General features: G+C 56.1%; 8 protein-coding genes and 1 pseudogene. 2 read left to right on the top strand and 7 right to left on the bottom strand.

The annotated features are described in order from the left end of the window. The first annotated feature begins 73 nt into the window (after window positions 1-73). Window positions 74-1,444, top strand: a complete 1,371-nt coding sequence (locus ARC85_RS06405) for an aminoacyl-tRNA deacylase and HDOD domain-containing protein (protein WP_199453085.1) — start codon at window positions 74-76, stop codon at window positions 1,442-1,444. A 276-nt stretch (window positions 1,445-1,720) separates the two neighbouring features. On the opposite strand, the gene ARC85_RS06400 is transcribed toward ARC85_RS06405, so the two are convergent. The 7 genes and pseudogenes from ARC85_RS06400 to ARC85_RS06370 all read right to left on the bottom strand — a co-directional run bounded on the left by ARC85_RS06400 (window position 1,721) and on the right by ARC85_RS06370 (window position 11,296). Then, entirely contained in the window at window positions 1,721-2,179 is a 459-nt protein-coding gene (locus ARC85_RS06400) for a DUF2489 domain-containing protein (RefSeq protein ID WP_011784175.1), read from the bottom strand. A 32-nt stretch (window positions 2,180-2,211) separates the two neighbouring features. Then, complete coding sequence (locus ARC85_RS06395) at window positions 2,212-4,506, bottom strand: molybdopterin-dependent oxidoreductase (RefSeq protein ID WP_278350750.1); 2,295 nt, start codon at window positions 4,504-4,506, stop codon at window positions 2,212-2,214. Between the two features lie 164 nt (window positions 4,507-4,670). Further along, complete coding sequence (locus tag ARC85_RS06390; RefSeq protein WP_278350749.1) at window positions 4,671-7,967, bottom strand: Ig-like domain-containing domain; 3,297 nt, start codon at window positions 7,965-7,967, stop codon at window positions 4,671-4,673. Between the two features lie 11 nt (window positions 7,968-7,978). After that, the gene (aupA, locus tag ARC85_RS06385) at window positions 7,979-9,316 is read right to left on the bottom strand and encodes an alkane uptake protein AupA (protein ID WP_278350748.1); all 1,338 of its coding nucleotides are present in this window, start codon (window positions 9,314-9,316) and stop codon (window positions 7,979-7,981) included. A gap of 299 nt (window positions 9,317-9,615) precedes the next feature. After that, the gene (locus ARC85_RS06380; RefSeq protein ID WP_286714544.1) at window positions 9,616-9,987 is read right to left on the bottom strand and encodes a PEP-CTERM sorting domain-containing protein; all 372 of its coding nucleotides are present in this window, start codon (window positions 9,985-9,987) and stop codon (window positions 9,616-9,618) included. Between the two features lie 53 nt (window positions 9,988-10,040). Further along, window positions 10,041-10,597, bottom strand: a pseudogene (locus tag ARC85_RS06375) (transposase); the annotation flags it as partial. Between the two features lie 210 nt (window positions 10,598-10,807). Then, window positions 10,808-11,296, bottom strand: a complete 489-nt coding sequence (locus ARC85_RS06370) for a DUF3592 domain-containing protein (RefSeq protein WP_286714543.1) — start codon at window positions 11,294-11,296, stop codon at window positions 10,808-10,810. A gap of 378 nt (window positions 11,297-11,674) precedes the next feature. On the opposite strand from ARC85_RS06370, the gene ARC85_RS06365 reads away from it, so the two are divergent. Next, complete coding sequence (locus ARC85_RS06365) at window positions 11,675-12,967, top strand: tyrosine-type recombinase/integrase (protein WP_286714542.1); 1,293 nt, start codon at window positions 11,675-11,677, stop codon at window positions 12,965-12,967. Window positions 12,968-12,969 lie beyond the last annotated feature (2 nt).

The following is a 12,969-nucleotide window of genomic DNA, read 5'->3' as shown; positions in this document are numbered from 1 at the left end:
TGGCCTGTTAATGTCGCGTTAATGACTGCAAAATGCATGAAAACTGATTGATAACCTTTGTCCGGAGAATGCTATGGAACTTCCTGTTGTGGTACAGCAGGCACTTGGTGATAACGCCCCCGGTGTATCGTTCCGGAGCGTAAGCCAGATTGATACCGGCCATTTGCTTCGAATGGTACTGCTCAGTGACGATCAAGGTAATCTGCAGGCCATCTGCCGTCGCAACGATATGCTCGATCTGGAAGCCCTGAACAAGCGTCTGGGGCGGGATCTGAGAATGATGCAGCGGCGCGAGCAGGTTCGGGTCCGCCAGAAAGCCGGGCTTCAGGAGTTGCCGGCGCTGCCATCACTCACCGGTTGGCCGACTGTAGTTGACCGGCGTGTGGACGAACTCGAGGCGGTTGCGCTGGAGTTGGGGGAACAGGACCTGGGCCTGATGATGCCGGCCGAAGATTTCCGCCAGTTGACCGCAAAGGCCGCCCGACACGATTTTGCGGTGGATATCGCAAATATCTCCGTCAATCTTGACAATCACGCCGCCGACCGTGACCAGCTGCATTCCGCCATCAAAAGGTTCACCGGCTTGCGTATTCAGCAGCGACTGGAGGATACGCTGGAGCTGCCGCCCTTGCCTGAGACTGCCCAGCGCATCATTCATCTGCGGGTAAACCCTAATGCGGTAATGGGGGACCTGGTGGATGTGGTGGAGAGCGATCCGAGCCTGGCAGCCCAGGTCGTGAGTTGGGCGTCATCATCGTTCTACGCCGCTGCAGGGCGGGTGCATTCCGTCCACGATGCAGTATCCCGGGTGTTGGGTTTTGATTTGGTGATGAATCTGGCCATGGGCCTGGCACTGGGGCGTGCCCTGAAGCACCCGCAGGATCACCCGGACGGTTATGTTGATTACTGGCAGCAGGCCATCTGGCAGGCTCAGTCTGCAGGTATTCTCGCGAGTATGATGCCTCGAGGGCAGCGACCTCTGTTTGGTCTCGCCTATCTGGCCGGTTTGCTCCACAACTTCGGGCATCTGGTACTGGCGCAGGTGTTCCCTCCGCATTTCAAGCTGGTCTGCCGCTCGCTGGAGGTGAGCCCGCACATTGATTCCAGTGTCATCGAGCATTACCTGCTGGGGATCACCCGGGAGCAGATTGCGGCGCAGTTGATGGAAAACTGGGGTATGCCGGACGAAGTGACACTGGCTATTCGTTACCAGAAGAATCCCGCCTATGACGGGCCTCACAATGTATATGCCCGTCTCTTGTGGCTGGGGCGGCAGTTGCTGACCGAGCGGGGTGTTGCCTTGGGCGCGGGTGAGTCTGCAACTCAGGCTGTCTATGATGAGCTGGGTCTGGACAGGGAGCTGGTTCAGGAACAGTTTGATGAGCTGGTGCGCCGAAAAGACAGCATTATGGCCATGGCCGGGATGATGAGTCAGGGCGGATAAAAAAGGGCCGGCCATTGAGGCCGGCAAGTTCACCCGCTTGTTGCAGAGTCGTCCAAACTTGTCAGGAGAAAACAACGGGGAGGCTGATCCAGTGTGGTGGGAGCGGCCTCCTGTTTTAAATTTAGACAAGCTCCGGGAAAAGGAAAGGCGACTGCATGCAGATTACATAAATGAGCATGGTGTCAGCTTTCCTTGAGGCTAAAAGCTATTGATTTGCTTTGACATATTTTTGAAGCGGGCGTCCGATCGGTAACAAAAAGTTACAAAATACGGGCGTCAGTCAAAGCGATGATGGCGGATTGCTGTGGCAGCCTGACGGATTTCATCGGAGTGCTCCCTTTCCACGGCAAACCGTTCTTTGTCCATTTCCCGGATGGTCGCAGAGTCGGTATTCTTCCTCGCCTGATGCGTGGGCATGTGCTGAATCTTGTCGTGCACCGTCTGGAACACCTGAAAGGGTGGTTTTTCCAGCAGTTCCGGGGCCAGGTAATCCAGCAGACCCTTGAATCTCAGACAGGCCTCGGAATACTCAACCTGGTCTTCCTCTACCGCCATGGCGATAATCCGGATACTTTCAATCATTTCGTCCCGGCGCCGGGCCTGAAACTCCTCGGTTTTCTTCTGGCGCAGCCGCTGTTCGGACAGCAGCCGAGATTGGCGCCAGATATACACCAGTAACACACCGATAATAACCAGCCCGATGGCAATAAAGACCAATTGCAGCCCTCTGGGCATGGTTACACTCCTGTTTGTTCAAGAGGCCGCTATCAGGCCTGTTTCTGTTGAGGTTCGGGTTGCCAGACTCTGACATCAACCGCCTGGCCGTTCAAGACCGAGGTTCCCGAAACCGGATCCACCAGGGCATCATCCAACAGATCGTTGATGCTGACCCCGGCGTGGGACGATGCCACTGATTGGCCGGTGCCTGATCGATGGTGACCCCAACCGTGGGGGATGGACACCACACCCGGCATAATGTCTTCGGTGATTTCCACCGGGATCACCACGTCTCGCCCCTGAACCGAAACCTCGGCATGATCTCCGGGGTTCAACGCTCGTTTGCTGGCATCGTCCGGGTGGATAAGCAGGGTGCAGCGGCCTTTGCCTTTGACCAGACGCTGGCTGTTGTGCATCCACGAGTTGTTGCTGCGGACATGGCGACGGCCAATCAACAGCAGGCCGTCAGCGGGGGCAGATTCAAGGGTAGCCTGCATGCGCTCCACATCCGCGAGATAGCGGCGAGGTGCCATCTGAATCAGACCATCGCGGGTGAACAGCCTTTCCGGTAACGCCGGTTGCAGGGGGCCGAGGTCGATGCCATGCGGTGCGGCTTTCAGAGCAGAAAGTGATAGGCCTTTTGGTAATTCATCCCAACGTCGGTTGAGTGGGCTCAGCCGGGCCAGGCCTTTGAGGGGGTTACGCTCCGGAAGAATGTCCATCACCAGTTCGATGGCGGTTTGGGCGAATGGGCGCACCGGGCCGGCGTCGGCACCATAGGGGCCTGTTCGCAAGAGCAGATCCAGAATCGGATCTGGTCCCAGTTTTTTGAACGCCCTCCAGCCCATTTCCGAGCGTAGGGGCAGGCGCCCGCCTTTGCGCTGTTGCTCCAGACGGTGTGCGAGCTCCAGCAGAATCTGCCAGTCGTGGCGGGCGTCGTCCGCTGCTGGAAACAGTGCTTCGCTGTACTTGGCTACGTTGCGTACGGCAAACTGGCTGAAGATCAGATCATAGTGACTGCGCTCCAGGGCCGCCGTGGGCGGCAGAATGACATCGGCATGGCGGGTGGTTTCGTTCAGGTAGTAATCCACGGACACCATGAAATCCAGCCCCTCCAGGGCTGACTCCAGTCGCTGGCCGTTAGGACTTGATAGCACAGGGTTGCCGGCCACGGTCACAAAGGCACGGACCTGACCTTCGCCCGGTGTAAGCATTTCATCGGCCATGGTGCTGGCCGGATACTCTCCCGCAAATTCCGGTAGACCGCGAACCCGGCTGTGGCGCTTTCCGAAATGCCCGCGCTGCCCGGACATGGCGCCGAGTGCCACCAGATCCACCGCCGGTTGGGTAAACAGTACGCCACCGGGTATATCCAGCTTGCCGGTCAGGATATTCAGGCAGTACGCCAGCCACGTGGTGGTACCGCCAAACGCCTGAGTGCTGGTGCCCATTCGGGTATACAGGGCGGCCCGTGGGGTTTTGGCCAGCTGTCGCGCCAGCTGCCGGATGGCCTCAGCCTCAACGCCGGTGTGCCTGGTTACCGCTTCCGGTGAGAACGACAGGGCGGCCAGGCGAAGAAGATCCACGTCTTTCACCAGCCGCTCGGCCGCGCCAGGGTCCACTAGGTTCTCTTCGAACAGAGTGTGTACCATGGCCATCAGCAGGAAGGCATCGGTGCCGGGCCGGATAAAATGGAAGTCGTCGGCCAGGCGGGCGGTTTCAGTGCGCCGGGGATCAATCACCACGAGTTTCCCGCCCCGTTGACGCAGTGCTTTCAGGCGGCCCCGGATGTCCGGTACGGTCATCAGACTACCGTTTGAGGCCATCGGGTTGCCGCCAATACAGATAAACAGATCGGTATGGTCGATGTCCGGAATCGGAAACAGAATCTGGTGACCAAACATCTCCAGGCTGGCCAGCATGTGCGGTAGCTGGTCGTTGGAGGTGGCAGAGAAGCGATTCTGGGTGCCGATGGCCCGCAAAAACGGCATGGTGGTCATCAGGGCGCCGTGATTGTGGACATTGGGATTGCCCAGGTAGACCCCGATACTGTTTCGGCCGTAGGTTTTCCGAATTCCATGAAGCTTCTCGGCAACCAGGTCAAAGGCGTCCTCCCAGGATAGCTTTTCCCAGCCCTGGGCAGTTTTGCGTATCGGCTTCTTCAGGCGCTCCCGGTCTTCATGCAGATCCTGAAGTGCGACCGCTTTCGGACAGATGTGGCCCTGGCTCAGAGGGTCCTGGTCGTCGCCCTTGATACTGGTGATTTTGCCGTTGTTGACCTCAATGGCAACGCCACACATGGCTTCGCAGAGGTGACAGGTGCGGTAGTGGACGCCGTTTTCCATGCAGGCTCTCCCGGAATTCTTGTTGTTGGGTTTCATATTGCAACCAGATTATCAGGAAAACGACCCGGAATGAAAAACCGATTGCGATTGTGGCCCCGAAAGGCCAACAAAAAAGGCCAGTCCGGAGACTGGCCTGAGGAGGGTAGACCTGAGTAACCTGTGTTTTATTCGTACTGAGCCGGTAGGTCTTTGACCGGGTTGGAGATGAAGTTGAGGTAGGTGCCACCAACCGGAATCTCCAGCGGCAACTTGATGGTTACCAGGCCGATCTGAGAGATTCCCGCCGTGTTGGCTGTCACCAGAAGCTCATCCGCATTGCCAACAAAATTCACATTACGTTGCTCGATTTGCATACGCCCGTCATCAAAGAAGGTGATGTCTCCTTTGAGGTCGAGAGTGAATGGCCGGCCATAGAGATCATGGGTGCCGCCCAGTGGAATGACCATGTCTGGAGCGTCCAGCAGCAGGTCCGCCTTGGTGATGAACACTGGCTGTCCATTTTCGCCTTCAGCGATCACCCCGGGAATGAGTGAGTTGCGTGCGCAGTTGCTACCAGTGCACGAAGGATCATCTTTCGCGTAACGCATCCTGAGAACCTGGGTGTTTGTCACCGTTTCTTCCTGCAGTGGAATAAGGCCTGCCAGCTTGATCTTGGTGAAAACGCTGATGGAGCTGGTTGCGAGCAGTGTTGGATAGAGATCCACAAGAATGCCCTCGATCTCATCACCCTCAACGGTTGGATCCGGATCATAGGTACCGGGGCCTTTTACCTCGGTGTTAAGGGCGTAGGTCTGATAAATGAACTTGCTGCGAGGGCAGGAGACCCCTTCGCCGGCGTCACAACCGACCTGCGCCGGTACATTACCACCTGCAAGAGCGCTGGCTTGAGCTGTTTGATTGCGAACGGCCAGCTTGGTTGCGTTGGCAGAGGGAGCCCATCCCTCCGCATCACTGCCTTCATGGGCAAACGGCTCGAGGCAGTCGTCGGTATTCTCAAATGCCCGGTTACCCTTGCTGCTGTCATAGGGATTGCAGTCAATCAGGAAGTTCGAGTTGGTATCGCGAATGGGAAGGTTCCTCAGCGGTGTGAATACCGTCGAGACCGCTTCTGTGGCCGTAAAATAGATCACCAGTGGATCATTTCCACCATCCGGGTCGTTCAGACCCTCGAGCAGATCCGTTTTCAGAGCCAGGCCATCGGTGTCGCAGATTGCGCTGTAGCTCCCGGGCGAGCAGGCGCCAGAGCTCTCTGAGGATGCCAAGGTATAACGATAGTGAGCACCGGGTTCCCAGGGTTGATCCGGAAAGAACCGCACCCGCTGAGTGTTTTTCTCTAGCCGTCCGGGCACGCTCTCGACAACGCTCACAGTTCCCGCGCCGATACCGGACTGAGTCACTTTCTCAACGGCGAAGGTCTGGCCGAGAATAAAGGAGTTGATATCCATCGATTTTGAGAAAACCACGGTAATGGGCCGATCCGCCGGCATTTCACTTACCGGCATGATGTCGACGGTCGCTGCCCGTCCTCCGTTATAGGCGTCGCCCCTCACGTCATAGCACTGGCCAAGCACACCATTGGCAAGGTCCAGTGCACTGTGATTGGTTTCGCAGGGGAAACCGGGATAGGTAGTAAGTGCCAGTGGCGGGCGAACCTCAACGTTGTTGCCTTCGATGGGATCCAGTGAGAAGGTCAGCGTATCCAGGGCGACGACATTCCCGGCCAGATCGGAGACGCCGTTGACGCTCACATCATAGGTTTTGCCATGCTCCAGACCGCCGGCTTTGTTCAGGGTTACCGTGGTGCCGTCGATAGCATGCTGAACGTCAATCGCGGTGCCGTTTTCCGACACCGTGATGCCAGTTTCGATTGATTTCGGATCAAGCGGCTCATCAAAGAACAGAATGATCGGGTCACCCGGGCGCTGCATGGACTGTCGGGTTGCCGGAACGGCGTTCGCAGGGCCGGGCATCCAGCTCACCAGGCTGGGTGGTGTGGCATCCAGTTCCCGCAGGTTTTCGGCATCCAGAACCGAGTCGGCATCGGTTGCGGCCTGCAGATGGAAGGCAATGGTGGAATCGGTGAATTCCTGGCCCAGCAGGTTTGGTTCCACCATGCCGATGGCGTCGATGGTCAGAACGCCGTCCCGAACCAGAGCAATACCGCGCAGTTCAACCCCCATCAGATCCTGGGACAGCGCGGCATTCGGCTGTGCTGCCTCCGTGTTCATGGATACGTCCATAAACAGGGTGATATGCCGCGGGGCATTGATGTCATCGGTGTACTGGTTCGGGCTCATGTAGCCGGATGCATCCGAGAGCATGGTCACTTTGATGGTGCCGGTTTGCTGGTCTTCGCCGGTCGCGGCATCCAGAACCTGTACCTTGCCACCCACGAGTACGTTCAGGCTGGTGCTTTTCAGCACACTGCCCTTGGGAATGCGCAGCGGCAGTGCTTCGTCAGCATCAAACGCCGGGGCGTATGCGAGCTCGGCAAACAGGTCCCCGGTTTGTTGAGAGGGGCCGGCTTCGCCCTGGAGTACTGAGTTGAGCGTTACCGCATTGAGGGCCTGGCCGTTGAGCACAGAGCTCAGCTCACCGTTGCCGGAATCTACGGCGGTTTGTTGCAATACAACCGTTGGGCCCGTGTCTCTCGGGGTAAAGGTGAATTCCCCGGTGAAGCGGTTGTCCTCACTGCTGTCGGTCAGGCTAGCGAGGTTGGTCAAATGCAGGGTGTAGGTTTCACCGGTGTCGAGAATATCCTGCTTGCTGCCGCATTGCGACAGTTCGGGGGTTACGCAGGGGTCAACCGTAATGCGGTTGCCTTTAACCAGTACCGTCGCCGGAACCTCTTCACCGCTGGCGTCCTTTAACTGAATACTGCCGCCGAGTGATTGCCATTCAGGATGGACCGGTTGCGTCATGGCAAACCGGAAGGTCGAAAAATTCATGGCCTGGAATGGGCTGTCGCTGGCGGGTACTTGCCAGGCAATGTCGAAAGTGTCTGCGGTGTTGGCCAGCCCCGCGAGACCCGCATAGGCGCCACGGGTTGCGAACTGGATGCCGTCATCACCAGTAGCGTTCGGAGTAGTGATTTGCCGGCCGCCCTCGGCGGCCAGCGGTTCCTGGAAGGTTACGGTGAATTCTTCGCCGGTCGCAAGCGGGTTGGCAGGCTCAAGCTTCAGACTTTTGCCATTATCGATCAAGGTCACGGTAAATGGCTGGGGCTGGTCGTTACTCTGCAGGGTGATCTTGTTCTGCAGGGTTGCTTCATCATCGGTAATCGCATGAGAGAAGCGCAGCACGATGTCGGCTTTCGGGCTGATATCAGCCTGCCCATCCATCGGGAAGGAATAGACCATCGAGCCGGGTCTGGGTTTTTCGTCAATGGTCTGTTTGTCGCCACCGCCGCAGGCGGCCAGCAAAATGGCCGGAATCAGTGCCAGGGTCTTGTTGTACTTCATGGCAAGCCTCCTCAGAACTTCAGGGTGATGGAGCCGCTGAATACGTGGATATCACCATCGGCAGTGACACTGGTTTCGTCACCGTCGTAGTCAACGAGGGTGAAGTCGCGCTCCTGCAGTTGCTGGTACTGGTAGCCCAGGTCGAGCCGCACCGGGTAGGCCAGCAGACGGGTGCGGTCGTAAGTGGCACTGATACCAAGGCCAACTACCAGTTTGTCGGTATCCAGGTAGTTGAGCTCCGGATTACGGGTGGTTTTAAGGGGAGACTCTTCGTAGGCAATACCGCCACGAACGGCGAAGTTCTTGTTCAACTGATATTCGGCGCCGAGGCGAGGAATCAGGATGTCGTCGAAACCGATGCGGTTTCCGGAGGCCACGGAACCCTGATCCTTGATGGAGTCGCTGCTGAATTCGTCTTCCAGTTCCGACCAGTTCTGTTGTTCGATACTGCCGCCAATGCGCCAGCCGTCACCCGAGTATTGGGTACCGATGGCGATTGTTTCAGGCTGGAATGAGTCGATGGTCGTCACAGCCAGGCTGAGCCCGGGATCCGGGATGGTCTGGGTCACGATGATGTTGGAGTCGACCGTGGTTGAGGCCGAGGACTTCGTCCGGTAGGTCAGCGCCGTTTCCCATCCGTTCAGGAAACAGTCAGATTCAGGACAAAATGTGCTGCCCAGATCGATGTTCGTGCCCAGAATGGTCTTCAGAGAAGGCTCGGCATTGACCGCAAGGCGCTCACGGCTGGTTTCGCCGCCCAGCGTCGAGACAGCATCAAGATTAGCGGTCGCTTCGAGGGTTACCCGAACCGAAGCACCTGCGGAAATACCGCGCCAGATCGGAGTTGCACCACCGATGTTAAGGAACAAAGGTTCTTTCCCGTACTGGAGGAATTGTCCGCTCTCGCTGGTTTCAGAGCTGAAAGCCAGCATCTCCTTACCGTACTTTTCCACGCCCGCAATAAACCCGAGATAGATGGGGTGCCCGAACCGGGTGAGTGACCCAAGGTTGGTCTTCATGCCGATCAAAACGTGTTGGCTCGGGGAGTCGGAGACAATGTCCCCGCTGGCGTTGGGATTATCGGAGCGCAGCTCCTGTTCAGAATGAAGGATACCCGCCGTAAGCTCGCCACGAGGATCTTTCGTCAGCGCTGCCGGATTGTAATAGGTGGCAGAAACCTGCTCATTGAACATCGAAAGGGACTGGGCGGTGGCCACATCGACCGGCATTACACCATAACTGGTGCCCAGGTTGCCCATACTGGCACTGGTGGGCATGGACAGGGAGGCGGAAACTGCTGCAACGGCAAGGGATACCGCCCGTACTGAGAATCGGGGGGAAAGAACCATGTATACACTCCGTTCACTCATTGTTTTTGTGCTCAGTCCCGAGGGATTCCTTTCAGGACTGGTACGCTTGTTCAGGTTTTAGTGTATGAGGCTTGTCTGATCGGGACGTTGGCATTTTTGACACGACAGGGTGTCGGTAGAACCACGTACCTCAAGAATTGTCTAAAACGGCTGAAAACTCATGAGCTTAAAAGGTGGGCTTCTGTGTATTTCTGTTACTTAATGTTTGCGGTTTTGTGAACGGGCACAAAAAAAGCTCCCCGAGGGGAGCTTTAGTGGCATGTAAAGAATGTCGACACTCAGGCGGGTTTCTGTAACTTTCTTCTGATTGTGAGCATGCCCAGAATGCCAGGTCCCAGCAGGCCCAGTGTTCCTGGCTCAGGAACCTGTACAGGAACGGACTTGCCAAAGATCGCTACATGAGAAATGGCGCCTCTGTTCGGATAAAAGCCCTGAAGATCCAGTACGTCCTGGCCATTCCAGCTGCCGATGTTGAACAGGTATTGTGGCTCGTTGCCGTCTTTGACAACCAGAAAGCACTCAGGGCACACAATGTAGTCCGGGCCATCCCAGCTGATCACCGCGTTGTTAGGGTCTCCGGTGAAACTGGTGGAGTAGAAGGATTGGTAGGAGCCTTCTTCCGGGCCTTCGTAGTTGGACTTGTAAAGCAAAGTGAGGTCGGACTGTAAACATCCCTGTTTTAGTTGCACCGCTGATTAGAGTTTTCCGCCCGTCGTCGTTTGTTCAGGTTGAGTGCGCAAGACAGCCGGTGTACCCGCTTGTGATTCCATCCGTGCCCCCAGCGTCGCAGCACTTTGAACAGTTTGCTGAAACCGTAGGCGGGATAGCGCTCAGTCGCGCTTTGAAGCGCTGCAATCACCGGTTCATCCCGGGAGGTGTCCGGCCGATACCGGTACACAGAGTCACTGATGCCAGCGATTCGGCAGGCTTTGCGAATGCTGACGCCGTGAGCCTGCTTAAGGTAATCCACCAGTTCTCGTCGAACGGCTGGCTTTACAGCTTTTTTTCGATCACATCCTTCAGCAGTTTGTGATCCAGGCTCAGCTCGGCATACATCTGCTTCAGTCGGCGGTTTTCCTCTTCCAACTCTTTGAGGCGCTTCACATCAGAGGCCTCCATGCCCCCGTACTTGGATTTCCAGTTGTAGTAGGTCGCATCGGAGATGCCGTATTCCCGGCAGACTTCCTTGACCAGGCGGCCACCCTCGACCTCCTTCAGGATCTTGACGATCTGTGACTCGCTGTACCGTGATTTCTTCATGTCGTTCTCCGTTTGCCTCATTGTAGGCCGGAGAACTCTAATTACGCATGCACCGATTTTAGGTGATGGTTACACCGACACTCCAGAAAGTTCTGGGGCATTCAGATCTGAAACTGACGATTCGATATGCTCACTTGGCTCCCGACTACCTCAATGAAGTCACTGAGAAAGGGCCCTTGGTTTAAGTCTCCGGTGAGTGCTTGCAAAGGTTCAACGATAATAAGAAATCCAGTATCCGATCAGTGGACCGATCCAGATTGCGATGGAAACGCAGATCCCAAACCAACCTGGTTTTAGGAGTGTGCTTTTCTTCGGATTGTCGGGGTTGTAGAAAATCCTGACTCTGTCACCTTGCCGATCAATACTATTAAGCTGATGTTCCAGGATCGCGCTGGCATTCTTGTTGGTAATAAAAATCCACGGTGAGACCCGTTTTCCCTGGTACTTTTTTCCACGTATCTCGAATTCGTAAAGCGCGTTGGCTCTGTACTGAGTGTCTGAGGGAGAGAGGTCATGTGCGCCGAAAACTCGAGTCCCAGCCGTGATCAATTTGCCGATGGTTGACGGCCACTGACGCATTCGCCACTGACCAAAAAGAGAGATGCTCATTATTAGAAAACAGTAGAGAGCAATGAAAAAGATGATTCCTTGTTTTTCACCAGCCTTGGCCATCTCGAACATCGTATAAAAGTATTCCATGAGGTTTGCTCGTTTCGTCCCAGCACATGATTTCTATTTTCCAGATTTTCGGGTTGGAGAGAACGAACTAGGCCTCGAAACGTCCCAAAAAAGCTGTGTTGACGTTTGGTTGACACTAGGAGGAGGGTGAGTACTCAGGGGTGCGGTAAGTGCTTGAAATATGGTGGGCCCAGCTGGACTCGAACCAGCGACCAAGGGATTGTGAGTCCCCGCGTATCCGAATTTTCCGGTGTTGATTGAATATTCCGAAAAATACACCAAAACCCTTTATTATCAACCATTAGTGACTACTTCCTCCCTCTATTGCATTGATCGAAATGTACCCGTATTCTCGAAATCTGCTTACATATTGCTTACACGTTTCGAGGGGTGGCAGGGATGAGGGTAAATCTGACAGCGGGCAGGGTAGACGGGTTTACCCCCGGTTCTGATGGCAAGCAAGCGTTCTTGTGGGATTCCACGGTGCCAGGGTTAGCAGTTCGTGCCACCGCAAAGACCAAAGCATTCATCTATCAAGGCCGGATAGACGGTAAAGCCCTGCGGGTGACTATCGGTGACGTGAAGACCTGGGGCATTGATGATGCCCGCGCTGAGGCCCGTAGACTTGGCACCTTGGTTGATCAGGGCATAGATCCCCGCCTGGAAAAGAAACAACGGCTGGCGGACGTCAGAGAAGCCCAGAATGAAGCTAAGCGTGCTGATGTCACCGTGGGTGATGCCTGGTCCGAATACATTAAAGCCCGGACACCCCGTTGGGGTGAGCACCACCGCAAAGACCACCTGAAGATCAGCAGGCCCGGAGGGGAACCTTTCAAGCGTGGAAAGGGTAAAACACAACCCGGTGTGCTGACCCCGCTTCTTTCCGTGAAGCTGTCGGATATAGACAGTGACACCGTGGGGCAATGGTTGCAGAAAGAAGCGAAGGACCGCCCCACACAAGCCCGGTTGGCGTTTGCTCTGCTAAGGGCCTTCCTGCACTGGTGCAATGATCAGCCCCGCTTTCAGGGGCTGGCAAGCCCTGATGCCTGTTCGAACCGACTGGCGAAACAAACCCTGCCCCGGAAAGGGGTTAAAGTCGATTGCCTGCAACGGGAGCAGTTGCAGGCTTGGTTTTCAGCGGTCCAACAAATCCATAACCCCGTGATTTCTGCCTACCTGCAAATCCTATTACTCACCGGTGCCCGGCGGGGAGAGTTATCAACCCTGCAATGGTCAGACGTTGATACCCGGTGGGGAAGCCTGGCAATCCATGACAAGGTTGAAGGGGAACGGGTGATTCCGCTGACCCCCTATGTAGCGTTCCTGATTGAATCGTTACCCCGCCGGAACGAATGGGTTTTCTCCAGCCCCACCGCAAAGAGCGGTCAGTTGATCGAGCCTCGCATTCAGCACAACAAAGCCCTGAAAGTGGCAGGCATTGAAGGACTGACTCTGCACGGTCTGAGGCGGTCATTCGGCACCCTGTCGGAATGGGTAGAAGTGCCAGCCGGGATCGTTGCTCAAATCCAAGGGCATAAGCCTAGTGCCACCGTTGAAAAGCACTACCGCCAGCGACCGCTAGACCTGCTGAAGCAGTGGCACACAAAAATAGAAAGCTGGGTTCTGGAACAGGCCGGAATCAAGTTCGAACCACCGGTGGCAGGTCAGCGCCTGCGAGCCGTGAAACAGTAAGC

It is taken from the genome of Marinobacter sp. tcs-11, assembly GCF_002049515.1.
Lineage (GTDB): Bacteria > Pseudomonadota > Gammaproteobacteria > Pseudomonadales > Oleiphilaceae > Marinobacter > Marinobacter nauticus.
Note: the sequence above shows the minus strand (reverse complement) of the source record. Positions and strands in the feature narration are given on the sequence as shown.

What these genes read in the sequence shown, in the direction of transcription:
- ARC85_RS06405 (WP_199453085.1), top strand. Translation starts at nt 74, where the DNA reads ATGGAACTTCCTGTTGTGGTACAGCAGGCACTTGGTGATAACGCCCCC.
- ARC85_RS06400 (WP_011784175.1), bottom strand. Translation starts at nt 2,179, where the DNA reads ATGCCCAGAGGGCTGCAATTGGTCTTTATTGCCATCGGGCTGGTTATT.
- ARC85_RS06395 (WP_278350750.1), bottom strand. Translation starts at nt 4,506, where the DNA reads ATGGAAAACGGCGTCCACTACCGCACCTGTCACCTCTGCGAAGCCATG.
- ARC85_RS06390 (WP_278350749.1), bottom strand. Translation starts at nt 7,967, where the DNA reads ATGAAGTACAACAAGACCCTGGCACTGATTCCGGCCATTTTGCTGGCC.
- aupA (WP_278350748.1), bottom strand. Translation starts at nt 9,316, where the DNA reads ATGGTTCTTTCCCCCCGATTCTCAGTACGGGCGGTATCCCTTGCCGTT.
- ARC85_RS06370 (WP_286714543.1), bottom strand. Translation starts at nt 11,296, where the DNA reads ATGGAATACTTTTATACGATGTTCGAGATGGCCAAGGCTGGTGAAAAA.
- ARC85_RS06365 (WP_286714542.1), top strand. Translation starts at nt 11,675, where the DNA reads ATGAGGGTAAATCTGACAGCGGGCAGGGTAGACGGGTTTACCCCCGGT.